This window comes from Allobosea sp. 05T439, assembly GCF_056396005.1.
Window position 1 is genome coordinate 1 of the sequence record NZ_JBFTKP010000074.1, and the last position, 14,948, is coordinate 14,948.

General features: G+C 62.6%; 10 protein-coding genes and 3 pseudogenes. 9 read left to right on the forward strand and 4 right to left on the reverse strand.

Features of this window, described 5'->3' with window-relative positions; translation table 11 throughout:
• Positions 1-133: cold-shock protein (locus AC1DIO_RS33965; RefSeq protein ID WP_476854817.1), on the reverse strand; the 133-nt coding region annotated here is incomplete at its 3' end.
• Between the two features lie 609 nt (positions 134-742).
• Here AC1DIO_RS33965 and AC1DIO_RS33970 point away from each other — a divergent pair.
• Positions 743-1,018: pseudogene (locus AC1DIO_RS33970) on the forward strand (transposase); the annotation flags it as partial.
• 286 nt (positions 1,019-1,304) lie between these two features.
• On the opposite strand, the pseudogene AC1DIO_RS33975 reads toward AC1DIO_RS33970, so the two are convergent.
• A pseudogene (locus AC1DIO_RS33975) lies at positions 1,305-2,340 on the reverse strand (IS110 family RNA-guided transposase).
• A gap of 81 nt (positions 2,341-2,421) precedes the next feature.
• Between AC1DIO_RS33975 and AC1DIO_RS33980 the strand changes: the two are divergent.
• The 3 genes and pseudogenes from AC1DIO_RS33980 to AC1DIO_RS33990 all read left to right on the forward strand — a co-directional run.
• Positions 2,422-3,524 (forward strand): annotated as a pseudogene (locus AC1DIO_RS33980) (transposase); the annotation flags it as partial.
• A 290-nt stretch (positions 3,525-3,814) separates the two neighbouring features.
• On the forward strand, positions 3,815-4,066 hold the full coding sequence (locus tag AC1DIO_RS33985) for a GlsB/YeaQ/YmgE family stress response membrane protein (RefSeq protein ID WP_476770461.1): 252 nt from the start codon (positions 3,815-3,817) through the stop codon (positions 4,064-4,066).
• 340 nt (positions 4,067-4,406) lie between these two features.
• Entirely contained in the window at positions 4,407-5,792 is a 1,386-nt protein-coding gene (locus AC1DIO_RS33990) for an IS1182 family transposase (RefSeq protein WP_476854813.1), read from the forward strand.
• A gap of 115 nt (positions 5,793-5,907) precedes the next feature.
• Here the strand turns inward: AC1DIO_RS33990 and AC1DIO_RS33995 are convergent, their stop codons facing one another.
• A complete protein-coding gene (locus tag AC1DIO_RS33995; RefSeq protein ID WP_476854814.1) occupies positions 5,908-6,834 on the reverse strand; it encodes a LysR family transcriptional regulator in 927 nt (308 codons plus the stop codon).
• A 131-nt stretch (positions 6,835-6,965) separates the two neighbouring features.
• Here AC1DIO_RS33995 and AC1DIO_RS34000 point away from each other — a divergent pair, with 131 nt between their 5' ends.
• The 3 genes from AC1DIO_RS34000 to AC1DIO_RS34010 all read left to right on the forward strand — a co-directional run bounded on the left by AC1DIO_RS34000 (position 6,966) and on the right by AC1DIO_RS34010 (position 9,806).
• Positions 6,966-8,153 (forward strand): MFS transporter, encoded by a 1,188-nt coding sequence (locus AC1DIO_RS34000; protein ID WP_476770463.1) that lies wholly within the window; start codon positions 6,966-6,968, stop codon positions 8,151-8,153.
• 23 nt (positions 8,154-8,176) lie between these two features.
• Positions 8,177-9,268, forward strand: a complete 1,092-nt coding sequence (locus AC1DIO_RS34005; protein ID WP_476770464.1) for an alpha/beta hydrolase — start codon at positions 8,177-8,179, stop codon at positions 9,266-9,268.
• Between the two features lie 124 nt (positions 9,269-9,392).
• The gene (locus AC1DIO_RS34010) at positions 9,393-9,806 is read left to right on the forward strand and encodes a cyclophilin-like fold protein (RefSeq protein ID WP_476854815.1); all 414 of its coding nucleotides are present in this window, start codon (positions 9,393-9,395) and stop codon (positions 9,804-9,806) included.
• Positions 9,807-10,054: 248 nt separating this feature from the next.
• Here the strand turns inward: AC1DIO_RS34010 and AC1DIO_RS34015 are convergent, their stop codons facing one another.
• Entirely contained in the window at positions 10,055-10,951 is an 897-nt protein-coding gene (locus AC1DIO_RS34015) for a LysR family transcriptional regulator (RefSeq protein ID WP_476854816.1), read from the reverse strand.
• A 275-nt stretch (positions 10,952-11,226) separates the two neighbouring features.
• On the opposite strand from AC1DIO_RS34015, the gene AC1DIO_RS34020 reads away from it, so the two are divergent.
• Together AC1DIO_RS34020 and AC1DIO_RS34025 are read left to right on the forward strand one after the other, a co-directional pair.
• Positions 11,227-11,961 carry an SDR family NAD(P)-dependent oxidoreductase gene (locus AC1DIO_RS34020; RefSeq protein ID WP_476770467.1) on the forward strand — a complete coding sequence of 245 codons (735 nt, stop codon included), beginning with the start codon at positions 11,227-11,229 and terminating at the stop codon, positions 11,959-11,961.
• A gap of 203 nt (positions 11,962-12,164) precedes the next feature.
• A complete protein-coding gene (locus tag AC1DIO_RS34025; protein WP_476770468.1) occupies positions 12,165-12,764 on the forward strand; it encodes an NADPH-dependent F420 reductase in 600 nt (199 codons plus the stop codon).
• Positions 12,765-14,948 lie beyond the last annotated feature (2,184 nt).

A 14,948-nucleotide genomic window follows, 5' to 3' on the forward strand; every position in this document is an offset into this window, starting at 1 on the left:
CTTCCTGCAAATCGCGCATTCCAGCGCGCTCGACGGCGGAGATGTGAACGAACACATCCTGGCTGCCGTCGTCAGGCTGAATGAAGCCAAAACCCTTGGTGGAATTGAACCATTTCACTGTGCCGGTGGTCATGAGAAACCCTCCTTTTTGGCAAGACCTGTCGTTCGCCGAACGAATGTTCGGCGAGTTCAGAACGATTTCGAAAGGGGGAGTTCATCAGAGCCGCGCCAAAGCGCGAAAATAACAAGGACCGTCCAAGCAAATATCGACAAAAACCAAACTACACGTCGACACAGCCAATGTCAATGTTCGATTTACGGCATCGAATAATACATGCAGAACAAGGCAAAACACTTACGAAATCAGGAATATCTTTCGCTTTCGTCCTTTTTGAACTGCTAGGCCTACAGAGCGCAAAATTCGAAGGACCACACACAACCAGTAGGAGACGGGAGGATCGCGGACTCTTGGGGAAGCTATCCGCCCCAAGGCACGAATGTCCGCTTCTGGGCAGACAGCCGACTTCGGCTCTCCACCTTTCTCAGACCATGGCGACGTCCGCTTTGCGGCAAGCTCGCCAATGTCAGATTTCGAGCGAACCCCTGATCACCGCTCTCGACCCAAGTGAGACGTTCGCGGCAAACTGCCAGACGGTGAAAGATGGCCGATTTTGTTGAAGAAGTCGGTGTTGCTGCGAGCCTGAGGTTCTGATTCAGTCGTCCTTGGGCGGAGGGCGGCGCGATGATGGGCGAGCGGACGGTTGCGCAGGAGGCACTAATCTACGAGTTCAGCCTTGAGCGGCATGTCCCGGCCAACCACCTGCTGCGCTCGATCGACCGCTTCGTCGATCTGTCCGGCATCCGTGCGCATCTACGTCCCTACTACAGCGACACCGGCCGGCCCTCGATCGATCCCGAGCTGATGATCCGGATGCTGATCGTCGGCTACTGCTTCGGCATCCGCTCCGAGCGCAGGCTTTGCGACGAAGTCCATCTGAACCTCGCCTATCGCTGGTTTCTTTAGGCGGGCATGTGTCAACTCCGTTTTGCGTGCCGATGCGGATCGGGAGCGCCCGGACGAGTTCAGGCTACTTTGCGTGCTCGACGCTGGCTGCGTCGGCGGACAGGATGGGTTGAGAAGGATCGAACGGCCTAGCTCTGCCTCGCGATTAGACCGGCGAATGCCGTGCCATCGCAACCAGCGATGCGTGCTCGTCCGACCCTCGCACCCTCCCGGGCGCTCTTTTCCGCCGCGGCGACGGAACTATGCAAGTCGATCGCTAAATGGAGTTCCCGCGACGCGGCTAAGCGGCGACCGATCCGGGCGTCGCTGACCAACGGAACTCAGTGCCCTCGGTCCACATGCGGTGCGTGATGACCGCGAGCCGGCGTGCGAGAGCAACCTTCGCGACCTTCACGCTGCCGCGCTTCGCCAGCCGCATGGCCCACGACCTCAGAGAGGACCAGGGACCGTGGTGGAAGAGGACGTGGGATGCCTGGTACAATGCGGTGCGGACCATCTCGTCGCCGCAGCGGCTAATGCGACCATCGAAGTCGGTCTGTCCGGAGCTGTAGCGTCTCGGCGTCAGGCCGAAATGCGCGCCGACATCTCTCGATCGCGAGAAGCGTTCGGGGACGTCGACGCCCATGCGATAGGTCAGCGCCACGACCACTCCGACGCCAGGTATGGTCATCAGCCGGCGGCAAACAGGATCGCGTCGCGCCAACTGCCGGCACATACGGTCCAGCACCTCGAAAGCCTCGATCATCGCTCGACGAACGCGCAGCATCGGCTCGGTGATCGCGAGCAGGATTGGATGATCCGCGACGAGCTCCAGGACTCGGACCTCGAAGGCGCTCCGCGTGACGATCCCGATCCTAAGCCCAAACACCTTCAGCGAACCACGCATAGCGTTCTCGATATCGTGCGTCTTATTCAAGAGCTGCTGACGGCTGACGAGTGCCATACGCAMTTGCTGCGCTTCGTCGCTTTTGATGTGGACCTGCCTGAACCATCCAAGGCGAAGAAGATGGGCGATGCCGCGCGCATCGTTGCGGTCGGTCTTGTTCCGCATCGCACTGAGGCCAGCCTTCACATGGCGGCACCCGAGGCAGATCGCGGGATACCCGGCCTCTCGCAGCGCGCTGTAAAGCCAGGATGATGTTGGACCCGCTTCCAGGCCGACGCGCTTGAAGGGATGACCGAACCTCGTCAGCAGATCCGCGATGACCGCTGGTTCGGCTTCGATCTTCCGTTCGACCAGGACCTCACCCGCGTCGTTGACGATGCAGACGTTTCACGGTGTCCAGGGACACATCCAGGCCAGCGAAATAGTCCATCACCCTCTCCATGGCAGAAGTTGCGGTTCAGGCCGCGCGGCGCACTCTCGCCCTGGCGCGACCGCCCGCCTACTCCATCTCTGCCGGCTTGGCCTGGAGGGGGATGTGCCCGACCATTCCACCTTCTCGAAGAACCGGCACGGTCGCTTCCGCGACAGCGATCTGCTGCGCGAGGTCTTCGAGACGACGGTTCGACGCTGCATGGCGGAAGGGCTGGTCGGTGGCGAGGGATTTGCGGTCGACGCCAGCCTGATCAAGGCCGATGCCAATCGCCAGAACGGCGTGCCCGGCAAGGATGGGCTGGCGCCTGAGGCCGCCAACCATGCGGTGCGCGAGTATCTGGCCGTGTGTTGGACGAAGCGGCCTTCGGCGCGGCGACGCCGGTCGTGCCCAAGTTCCTCTCGCCAGCTGACCCTGCCGCACGCTGGACGGCTGCCCATGGCGGGCAAGCCTTCTTCGCCTATGCGACAAACTATCTGATCGACCTGAAGCACGCCGTCATCATGGATGTGGAGGCGACCACGGCTGTGCGGCAGGCCGAGGTCGGCGCCGCGCGGACCATGATCGAGCGCACCCAGGACAGGCTCGGCACCTGGCCCGAGAAGCTGGTCGCGGACGCAGCCTATGGCTCAGCCGACAATCTCGCCTGGCTGGTGCACGAGCGCGGGATCGAGCCGCATGTTCCCGTGTTCGACAAATCCCAGCGTCGGGACGGCACCTTCAGCCGATCCGACTTCGCCTATGATCATGATCGCGATCTCTACATCTGCCCGGGCGGCAAGGAGCTTCGGCAGTTTCGCCGCCCCTTCGCGGTGCCGCGCGACGGCATCGATCGTGAAGGCCTCATGCGCTACAGAGCCGTCAAGCGCGACTGCGATGCCTGTTCCCTGAAGCCGCGCTGCTGTCCGAAAGAACCTGCCCGCAAGCTTCTGCGCTCCATCCACGAGGGCGCCCGCGACATGGCGCGCGACATCGCTGCCACCGATGCCTACGTCACCTCGCGACGCGAACGGAAGAAGGTCGAGATGCTGTTCGCGCACCTGAAGCGCATCCTCAAACTCGACCGCTTGAGACTGCGAGGACCATGCGGTGCCCGCGATGAGTTCCTCCTCGCAGCCACTGCCCAGAACCTCAGGAAAATGGCGAAGCTGATGCCGGTAGGAGCGCCGCCACTGGCGGCATGAGGGCGAAGGCCTCTCTCACAAAGCCACCCAGCCTCGATCGATAGCCTACCCAGCGCCGACTTCTTCAACACAATCGGCCCAAAGCGGACTTCGATAAGGCTCAAGGGTGCTGCGCCAAGCACGGCCCCCGTGCACATCGCGCCCCAGCCAGCCGCCGCGCATTGCCGTCCGGCTCGGCTCGTTCTATCCTTTCAGAGATCCCATCCGAACGGGCCTTGCTGAGGGCCCTTTTTGCCGTAACGCCTCAAAGTACACGGTTACTATTGGCTGCATTGCTGGGGAGGTCGCGTATGGAAATCGGTTGGATMGCCGCCATCGTTGTCGGCGGAATTGCTGGCTGGCTCGCCGAGCAGTTTATGAAGAGCGACATGGGACTTGTGATGAACATCGTCCTGGGAATCGTAGGGGCCGCTGCTGCTAGTTGGCTGTTCGGCCTTATGGGTATCAAATTCGGTCCCGGTTGGGTCGGTTATTTGATCGCGGGCTTCATTGGGGCAGTTATCCTGATCTTCGCCGTGCGGATGGTTCGACAACGCGCTTGATTAATTCCGTGTTGCCCGGCCCTGGCTGGCGTCGAGAAGCAGACTAGGTTCGACCTCACCACCAATCTTTGAGGACCGTCAAGGCGTGTATGCGGCCTCACAATACCGCCAATGCTCCTCGCCCGCGCGGACGGGGTGATCGAAGAAAGCGGCGCAATGTCGGCTTTTGGCCCATCCCGCCCTGGGGAGCCGACCTGGCGAACTTCAGCTAGCCACCCAACCCAGTCGTCAGCCACGGGTGGAAGCCTTGAGGCGGCGTAGCGCCGATGTCGTTGAAAAAGTCGTCGTTGCTGCGGGGACGAAGTCCTGATTCAGTCGTCCTTGGGCGGAGGGCGGCGCGATGATGGGTGAACGGCGGGTGGCGCAGGAGGCGCTGTTCTACGAGTTCAGTCTTGAGCGTCACGTGCCGGACGATCATTGGGTGCGGTCGATAGATCGGTTCGTCGATCTCTCCGAGATCCGCGCGCATCTGCGTCCGTTCTACAGCGAGATGGGTCGGCCCTCGATCGATCCGGAGCTGATGATCCGGATACTGCTCATCGGCTATTGCTTCGGCATCCGTTCCGAGCGGCGCCTGTGCGAGGAGGTGCATCTGAACCTCGCCTATCGCTGGTTCTGCCGGCTCGGGCTTGAGGGCKACGTTCCCGATCATTCGACCTTCTCAAAGAACCGGCATGGTCGCTTCCGCGAGAGCGATCTTCTGCGTGAGCTATTCGAGACGACCGTCCGGCGTTGCATCGAAGAAGGGCTCGTGGGCGGAGAAGGCTTCGCGGTCGATGCCAGCCTGATCAAGGCCGATGCGAACAAGCAACGTTCCGCGGACGCCTCAGAGCTGGTCGACTGGCACGATCTCGCCCGGACGCGGCGCTCGGTACGCGAGTATCTCGATACGCTCGATGAGGCCGCCTGGGGCGCGGCGAGCGAGGCGAAGCCGAAGTTCGTGTCGCGCTCCGATCCGGCCGCACAATGGACCGGCGCTTTGAAGGGGCATGCCTTCTTCGCCTACGCCACCAACTACCTGATCGACCTCGACCACGCCGTCATTGTCGATGTCGAGGCCAGCCGCGCCATCCGGCAGGCGGAAGTCGGCTCGGCCCGGACCATGCTCGACCGAACGCAGGAGCGTTTCGGCCTTTGGCCGGCCAGGCTAGCCGCCGACAGCGCCTATGGCTCGGCCGAGAACCTGGCCTGGTTGGTCCATGAGCGCGGGATCGAGCCGCACATCCCGGTCTTCGACAAATCCCAGCGCAGCGACGGAACCTTCAGCCGCTCCGACTTCGCCTATGACCACGCGCGCGATCTCTACACCTGCCCGGGCGGGAAGGAGTTGAGGCCGCGCCAGAAGGCCTATCGAACCGAGCGGCCGCTCGTCGATGACGAGGGCATGATGCGTTACCGCGCCAGCAAGTTCGACTGCGACGCCTGCTCGCTGAAGCCGCAGTGCTCACCCAACATGCCCGCTCGCAAGATCCTGCGCTCGATCCATGAGGGCGCCCGCGACATGGCCAGGGACATCGCCGAGACCGACGCCTATGTCACCTCGCGGCGCGAGCGGAAAAAGGTCGAGATGCTGTTTGCTCACCTCAAGCGCATCTTGCGGCTCGACCGGTTGCGACTGCGCGGACCGAATGGCGCCAGAGACGAGTTCCACCTCGCCGCAGCAGCCCAGAACCTCCGGAAGCTCGCCAAGCTCCTGCCGAACGGGCCGCAGGTCAGGCCTGCCTGATCGAGCGATGCCCCACTCCGCTAAATCCGTTCCGCGCCAGCGGCCATCTCAGGGCCGACTTTTTCAACGGTATCCGCCAACTCCGGACATTCGAGGCCTGCCGGAAAGCGGACTTTCAGCCCAGGCCAGAAGACCGTCCTGATCCTGCCTGGCTTCCGTAGCGCAAAGCGTCGACAACGACCTTGAAGGCGGGAAGGTTCTGGCGGCGGCTGGGATAGTAAAGGAAATAGCCGTCGAAAAAGGGCGACCAGTCGTCCAGCACCAGGACCAGTTCGCCCGACGCGATCTGCCGCTCCACTATGTCGTCGGGGACGTAGGCGATGCCATAGCCGTTCACCGCCGCATCGATCATGGCGTAGGAGTTGTTGAAGGTGAGCTGGCCGCTCACCCGGACACGCAATTCCTTTCCGGCTTTTTCGAACTCCCAAGCATAAAGCCCGCCGGCTGTTTCGTGGCGCATGTTGATGCAGACATGCCCGACTAGGTCCTGAGGATGGTCCGGTACTCCGTGCGCAGCGAGATATCCGGGCGAAGCGACCGCTACCAGCCGCCAGTCCGGGCCGATGCGGACCGCGATCATGTCCTTCTCGACGCTCTCACCCAGACGGACCCCTGCGTCGAAACCCTCCTCGACGATGTTGCGGAAGGTGCTGTCGAGGATCAGTTCGACATTGATGTCGGGATAATCCCGCAGGACCGGCCTGAGCTTCGGCCAGACCACGCTTTCAAGCGCATGGTCGGATAGTGTCAGCCTGACCGAGCCCGACGGCTTGTCGCGCAACGCCGTCAGCGCCGCGATCTCGTCCTCGATCTCCGCGATCCGCGGCGTGATCGTCTGGAGCAGGCGCTCGCCCGCGGTCGTGGTCGCGACATTGCGCGTGGTCCGGGTCAGAAGGCGAACGCCCATGCGATCTTCGAGCTGCTTGATCGCGTAGCTGAGAGTCGATTGCGCGACGCCGATCTTCGCCGCCGCCCGGGTGAAGCTGTGCTCCTCGGCCACGATCTGAAACCACCGGAGCTGGTTGAGATCGGTCTTGTCCATGAGAACCCTCGGTGTCTGCCTGCCGAGATTAATCGATCACATCGATCAGTGCATTCCAATTTCGGCGGGTAATCGTTCCGAGCCTGAACCACTATTTTGCACCGCATCAACAGATGCAGGAGCGACCCAACATGGCGGCTACCGCCGTATCGGAGGAAGGAACCAAGCCGACCGCCGCCTGGGGCGCCGTCCTCTCGATGGCGCTTTGCGTGGCGATGCTGATCGCTTCCGAGTTCATGCCGGTCAGCCTGCTGACGCCGATGGCCGAGGGGTTGCGCGCGACCGAGGGCCAGACGGGTCAAGCGATCTCGATCAGCGGTCTCTTCGCGGTGGCGGCGAGCATGGTCATCACCACGGCCGCCGGGACGCTGAACCGGAAATGGGTCCTGGTCGCGATGACGGCCTTCATGCTGGTCTCGCTGGTCCTGGTCGCGGCCGCCCCGAACTTCGCGGTGCTGATGCTCGGTCGCGCCCTGCTCGGGATCTGCATCGGTGGCTTCTGGGCGCTCGCGACGGCCGTGATCATGCGCCTGGTTCCCGAGAGCGAGGTGCCTCGCGCGCTGGCCCTGATGTATGGCGGGCAAGCGATCGCGGCAGCCTTCGCCGCGCCCGTCGGCAGCTATCTCGGCGGTCTGTTCGGCTGGCGCGCGGTGTTCTGGGCGCTGACGCCGATCGTCGCCGTCAACCTCGTCTGGCATGTGATCGCCCTGCCGTCGCTGCCCGCGCGCCAGCCGCAGGATTTCCGGACCACGTTCGGCCTGCTGAAGCGCCCGTATTTCCTGCGCGGCCTGATCGCGTCGATGCTGTCCTGGGGCTCGGCCTTCACGATGTTCACCTACCTGCGCCCGTTCCTCGAACAGGTGACGGGAGCCGACGTGACGACGCTGTCGATCCTGCTGCTGGTGCTCGGCTGCGCTGGCTTCCTTGGAACCTGGGGCTCCGGCCGCTTCCTGCATGGCAGCGTCGCTCCTCTCCTGAAGCTGCCCGCGCTGCTGATGGGCGGCTGCACGATTGGTCTCCTGCTGCTCGGCGGCTCGGTMGCCGCAGTKGGCCTCTTCCTGGCTCTCTGGGGTGCGATGAACACCGCCATGTCGGTGATCTGGATGACCTGGATGTCGCAGAACGTCGACGATGCGCCGGAGGCCGCCGGAAGCCTGATGGTGGCCGCGATCCAAGCCTCGATCCTGCTCGGGGCCGTGGTCGGCGGGATGCTGCTCGATGGCCTGTCGATCTTCGCGACCTTCCTGGGGAGCGTCGCCCTGGCCGCCATCGGCATCGCGCTGATCGGCAACGGAAAACGTCTGCTGAAGCCCGAATAGCCACAGAGAACGGGGAGATAACGATGGACACCTCCAACACGATCACAGCGTCGTCCGCACGACTGGACCGTCGCGACTTGATGAAGCTGACCTGTGCGGGCGTCGCCGCCTTGGCAGCCGCATCACTCTTCAACCTCTCCAAAGCAAAGGCTCAAGGCATGACAGCGGACTGGGACAAGACTTTCCCGAAGAGCGAGAAGGTCGATCATCGGAAGGTCACCTTCAAGAACCGATACGGCATCACCCTGGCGGGCGATCTCTATTTGCCCAAGGGCCAAGGCGATCGGCGGCTGGCGGCGCTGGCCATTGGCGGGCCGTTCGGAGCGGTGAAGGAACAGTCGTCTGGCCTCTACGCGCAGACGATGGCGGAGCGCGGATTCGTCACGCTGGCCTTCGACGCGTCCTTCACGGGTGAAAGCGGTGGCGAGCCCCGTAACGTCGCCTCGCCGGATATCAACACCGAGGATTTCAGCGCGGCGATCGATTATCTCGGCCTGCACCCCTCCGTCGACCGCGAGCGGATCGGCGTCATCGGCATCTGTGGCTGGGGCGGCATGGCCTTGAACGCCGTCGCCGTGGACAAGCGGGTCAAGGCCGTCGTCGCCAGCACGATGTATGACATGACCCGCGTCATGTCGAAGGGCTACAACGACAGCGTGACGCTCGAACAGCGCACGCAGATGCTGGAGCAGATGAGCCGGCAGCGCTGGGAAGACGCCGCGAACGGAACCCCGGCTTACCAGCCTCCCTACAATGATCTGAAAGGCGGCGAGGCGCAGTTCCTGGTCGACTACCACGACTATTACCGGACGCCGCGCGGCTACCATCCGCGCGCGGTCAACTCGGGCAATTCCTGGACCCGGACGACGTCGCTCTCGTTCATGAACATGCCGCTCCTGACCTACATCAAGGAGATCTCGCCGCGCCCGGTTCTGCTGATCCACGGCGAGAAAGCCCATTCGCGCTACTTCAGCGAAACCGCCTATGCGGCGGCCGCGGAGCCGAAGGAACTGATGATCATTCCGGGAGCCAGCCACGTCGATCTCTACGACAAGGTCGACGTGATCCCGTTCGACAAGCTGGCCAGCTTCTTCGGCCGGCATCTCGTCGCCTAATCTCGACCGGACACGAAGCGATGGGGCCGCCGCCCTCGGTGGGCGGCCAAAGGCTCGCAGGCCGAGCTCCCGCCGCTGGACCGGCGGGAGCTCGGTKAACGACATCACTACGGAGGATCGGACAATGCTGCTCAAAGCCACTCGGATCGCCGGCGCCATACTCCTCGCAACGATCGGAACAGCAATGGCTCAGGAACGCATCAAGATCTCGTCGGAGTGGGGTTCCGTTACGGCGGAGCTCGCCGATAACGCCGCGACCAAAGCGCTGCTTGGCATGCTGCCCCTGACCATTCCGATGACGGACCACCTTCGTCAGGAAAAAACGGGAAGCTTGCCGTCGGGTCTGCCCGCCGCAGCGCGGCAGCGCGCCTTCAAGAGCGGGACGATCGGGCTTTGGGGCCCGGACCACTTCGTCGTCTACTATCGTGATGGCCAGGTCCCTCAGCCCGGTATCGTCATCCTCGGCGAAGTGAAGGGCGGGGCTTCGATCTTCKACCGACCCGGCTCTATCTCGATGCGGGTCGAGCGGGCGGATTAGATGGCTGGGAGGCGGCAGTGACCAGACTGATGGCTTGAGCCAAAGTTGCGGACAACCTTAGGCCACTCCGTAGCGCATCATCGAACGATATCGGCGGCCGAGCGCCGTTTGCGGAAATTGCCACATTGCCCAAAAGCAGACGCTACGAGTGTGTTGGCCAGAGTTCCGCTCTCGCCCAAGTCGGACGCTGGGGATGTCCGCTTGCCGGCACTTGTCCACTGCAAGCGTCGCCGGCGACCTGCCGGGCGTCAGTCGCGCGATATGGACAGCCCCGCGAGAAGCGGAGCGTACGCGGCGAGCCTGCGGGATACGAACTCGGTGAAGAGCCGCACGCGCTTCGTCTTGCGTGTTTCCCCCTGCGTGAGAAGCCAGAGCGTCCCATGCATGGGCAGGTCGATGCCCGGCACCCTCACCAATAGAGCGTCGGCATCTCCGACGAAGCACGGCAGTTTCGTCATCCCGATCCCTTGCTGCGCCGCTACGATCTGCGTCTCGGCGTCCGGGGTTCTGAACGGAACTCCCGTGGTGTGAACCTCTCCCTCGCGCGCCCAGACCGGGAATCCATGACTGTCTATGACGATCCACCGCATGGGATCAGGCGCGCCCGCACGCCACGCGGCTAGTCGATCGCGAGACATGTAGACGCCGCTCAACAGCTCCGGTCCCATCAGGCCGTGAAGATTGAGCGGCAGTGTCTTGCGGTCGGAGACGATGCGGATCGCGACGTCGGCCTCTCGGTTGGTCAGATTTGCCAGCTCGCCGGACGACGAGATTTCCATCTCGATGTCTGGATGCATACGCGCGAAATCGGCCAGATCCGGCATGAGCAGGTGTGTGGCGAGGAACGGTGGAAGCGTCACCCGCAAAAGCCCGCGCGCGCTCTGGTCGCGACCGAAGACGCGCGTCTCCAGTTGGTGCGACGACGCTTCCATCTGGTTCGCGAGTTCGAGGACCTCCTCCCCCGCAGCCGTCAGGCGGTAGCCCGAAGGCAGCTTTTCGAACATGTGCGCCCCGAGGCGTTCCTCGAGCTGGGCGATGCGTCGCAGCACGGTCGAGTGATTCACCCCGAGGCGCTTGGCGGCAGCCCGCACTGAGCCTCCGCGCGCGACGGCAAGAAAGTAGCGAACGTCATCCCAGTCGATCATGGTGCAATCCCGCACCGCAGAGTGCGCCTTCCAAAGCCCGTATCTAACACATCGAACAGCAGTACGGGCGACCGTCATAGCTTAAATCGACGAGCGCGGCCCAGTTCCCAACGGCGGACACCGATCTGCGCGGCTGGCGTCAGTCGTCCAGCCGGATCGATTTCGCACCACCGATCTGCGCGTTTCCGCACTCAACGTCGGACTCAGTTGGACCCATGTTGAGGTTCTCGGGGGCCTCCCCGAACAACCAAACACGGAGCCTGAAGAGAGAAGTCATGGGAAAGCTTGAGGGTAAGGTTGCAGTCATCACGGGTGGATCGAGCGGCATGGCGCTGGCGAGCGCCAAGCGGTTCGTTGAAGAAGGGGCCTATGTTTTCATCACAGGCCGTCGGCAGGAAGCGCTCGATGAGGCCGTCAGGCTGATCGGCCGGAACGTGACCGGCGTGCGCGGCGACGCGGCCAATCTCGACGACCTCGACCGCCTGTTCGATACAGTCAAGCGGGAAAAGGGCAAGATCGACGTGCTGTATGCGAGCGCCGGCACGGGCGAAGCCGTCCCACTGGGCGAGATTACCGAGCAGCATTTCGATGCGACCTTCGGCCTGAATACGCGCGGCACGCTGTTCACCGTGCAAAAAGCGCTGCCGCTGTTCAACGATGGCGGATCGATCTTCATGACCGGATCAGTTGCTTCGGTGAAAGGTTTTCCTGGTTACACCGTGTATGCGGCGAGCAAGGCGGCGTTGCACGCATTCGCACGTGGGTGGCTCAACGAACTGAAGGGCAGGAATATCCGGGTGAACGTGCTGCACCCGGGGCCGATCGCCACACCGATGCAGGACCAAGTCCTCACCGAGGAGGCGAGGAAGATGTTCGAATCCCTGATCCCGCGGGGAAAGATGGGTCGTCCCGAGGAAATTGCGGCGGTGGCGCTGTTTCTTGCTTCAGACGATTCGAGCTTCGTGAATGGGGTGGAGTTGTCTGTCGACGGCGGCTTCTCGGCCATCTGAATTCGCGCCGGATCGCGGGAAGCGGCTGACGGGCGGCAACCAGCGTGTCCATGGTGGAACGATTTCCGCGCTGGACGGTCAGTCCGGCCGCACGGAAGTCGTTCACGGCAGGACGTCTACGCGAAGGTCGCCACACAGCGGAACGAATACCCAGCGCCGTTGAAGCCCGGGGATTCATTATCAACACGGATCGGAGAAGTATTATGAGCTATGCGATTGTAGGATTCGGTAAGATAGGCCAGGCCCTCGCCCACGCCTTCGCCCGTAAAAACATCGACGTGACCGTCGCGAGCCGCCGGCCGCCCGAGGCGTTGGCGCCGCAGGCTCGGGCGATTGGACCCACGGTCGTCGCCAAGTCGCTGCGGGAAGCACTCGAGGCCGACACAATCATCTTGGCGGTCCCGTTCGGGGAACATCGCGAGGTTGCGAAGGCCCTGCCGAGCTGGAAAGGCAAGACGGTCATCGACGCGATGAACACGTTGCCAGTCCCTGAGGAGCTGGACGGTCTCCCGTCCTCCGCCTTCGTCGCGAAGGCGTTCACCGGCGCCAAGTTCGTGAAGGGTTTCAATCACCTGATTGCGGCCACCCTGGCTGCCGATCCGATCGTCGAGGGCGGGCACCGGGTCGTCTTTCTGTCGAGCGACGACGAGGACGCGATCACTCTCGTGGCGGATTTCGCCAAACAACTAGGGTTCGCACCCGTCAAGCTGGGAAAGCTCAACGAGGGTGGCGCGCTGGTACACGCACGCGGCCGCACTTGGGGCGAGTTGATCTTCCAGGACCTGTTCAAGAAGGAGCAGTAGCGGATTTACTGTCCACGGTCAGAGGGGCTGCTTGCCCGGGCGAGGGGTCTGCGACTTCCACAACGAGCTGGGGGCCGGGACATCAGAAACGCGCTTTGATGTCCATGGCGCTTCAGTGAGTTCATCCTCTCCCCGCCAAAACCGACAGAGGCCTGATGCTCAGATGGAAGCAGTCATCACAAGACAAATTCTGATGTTCACGGGATTTCGATGCCACCTGCTGCCGCCTATAGTGCTATCTGCTCCGGTCTCTCTTCGCGTTATTATGAAACGGGAGCGCTAAATCACCAAAAATTACCAGATTTATGCGCTCATCTTGTTACTACGTCCCGCTTTTGACTTTCCGTCCCACCCAGATGTTCTAGACGTGTGCCGGCCTCGCGCATCTGCTTCTCCTGCCATACGTGTCCTCAGGTACAATTTTCGCACCGCTTCGATAGTGGCAGCATTAATCAGCTTGTTATCTTCCAAGTCCTGAGGACCTGACATGGCAAAGATTAAACTTGCGGTATTCGTTATGGCGACGGCCGGAATCGCCTTCACCGGGCTTGCCGCGACAACGGAAGTCGCAAATGCCGTCGTTTATTGCGCCTATATCGGTTATCCCGCCGGATGCGTCGCGCGGCCCGGCGTTCGTCTCGTCGCTCGGCCAGTCGGCGTCGGCGCCGTCACCGCGCCTMGGCCCGGAAATCGCAACGGCGGTGTCAACAGGGTTGGCGTTCGTCGCTAGCGCCAAACTCCTGTCCGGAAGCTGACCCGATCCCATTGCAGACTCAATACGAAAGCAAGTCCGGTCGGGAACGAAATGATATCGGGAGGAGGATGCCTCGCCATAAAGTGTCCGGGTAAGCACGACGTCACCGAATTCCCAGGAGGAAAATTCGAGCTTGAACTGCGCGGACGCTTCCGCCTTAGAGAGCCGAGTGCACCACGCGTCGAACTGATCTTCAGGTAGCAGCGCGCGGAAGGGCTTTCGTAAAGAACATTTCGACCGCGGTTCGCCCCTGCTGAGGGAAAATCGAGTTGGGATCAGGTGAGCCGGGATGGGCGAGCACGACGCATAAGTGAGGTCGAGATCTGTGCCGCCGATGCCGGACTGGAATCTCGGCTACCGTTCCCTCGCCATGCAAGGCCAAGCTGAGGACATGGAAGTCTTGACGCTGTTCCTGCCTCAGCACTTTTGCCAGGAGGAACTCGTCGATTTTGGAGGGGCGTGTGATCTGGAGCTAAATCGGCAGGGTGCGTGCTCATACCATCCCCATCCAAAGGGCTGGCGCCGGCATATGCCGGAATTGGTCTGTCAAACTGGCAGGCAGGTGCAATGGCTACCCAGCCGTCTGCCCATCTTGCGCACAATGACAAGGCATTCAAACCAATTTAATGGATCGTTGAATGCAATAAAAATGTTATATGCGCCTCAGGAGCTGCCTCGTCATGGCTATGGAACGCGCGATCCGTTCTGGGGATCGTCCGGATGCTCGATGGCGCCTCGGCCGATCCTTATCCAGCCGCAGCAACACCGACTTCCTCGACACGATCGGGCGAAGCCCGCCCCTAGGGTGAGGCGTTCGTATGCCTGCCCTCATTCGGGCCGCGAGCAGGCGGTGGTGACCGGCTCGCGGAGGGCCGCGAGTCGACGCAAGCAGCGACGACCTCATCGACTTTCTCTCGACGCCGTCGCGAGCGCCCCGCTGCCTGTTCAGGTCGGGCTTGCCGGCCCGGCTCTGCCGCCGGTCACACAGCTCGCGGTTGGCGGGCCGTGGCCGCAAGGAGCCGGATGGTGCGCACGCGGCCCGCGGGATCCGTCCAGCTCATGCTTTGCCCGGCCGTGAGGCCAAGAAGATGTGTTCCGACGACGGTCAGGACCGAGATGATGCCGCGTGAGGTGATGCTTCGCCCGGGGATGAGGGTGACGTCTCTGACGGCGCCGCTGCGCTCCTTGAGATATCGGCCTGGCGCGTAGAGAGTCAGGCAGTTTGCGGGGAGCTCGGCGGGGCTGACGATCCGGGCTCGGTACAACTCGTCCATCAGCCGGGATGCGGATACCGACGAAGCCGGCCATGCATTCCAATCTCAAGCCGGCCGGGTATTCCGATCTGAAGCCGGCCACCCTTGGCGTCATTCGCATGGGTCTACGGGATGATGTTTTGCGGTTCGGCGGAGGTCAAGCGGCTGGCTGAGCGA

Bases quoted from the DNA above. Each gene is read 5' to 3' on its own strand.
- AC1DIO_RS33995 (WP_476854814.1), bottom strand. From the start codon at position 6,834: ATGGACAAGACCGATCTCAACCAGCTCCGGTGGTTTCAGATCGTGGCC.
- AC1DIO_RS34005 (WP_476770464.1), top strand. From the start codon at position 8,177: ATGGACACCTCCAACACGATCACAGCGTCGTCCGCACGACTGGACCGT.
- AC1DIO_RS34015 (WP_476854816.1), bottom strand. From the start codon at position 10,951: ATGATCGACTGGGATGACGTTCGCTACTTTCTTGCCGTCGCGCGCGGA.
- AC1DIO_RS34020 (WP_476770467.1), top strand. From the start codon at position 11,227: ATGGGAAAGCTTGAGGGTAAGGTTGCAGTCATCACGGGTGGATCGAGC.
- AC1DIO_RS34025 (WP_476770468.1), top strand. From the start codon at position 12,165: ATGAGCTATGCGATTGTAGGATTCGGTAAGATAGGCCAGGCCCTCGCC.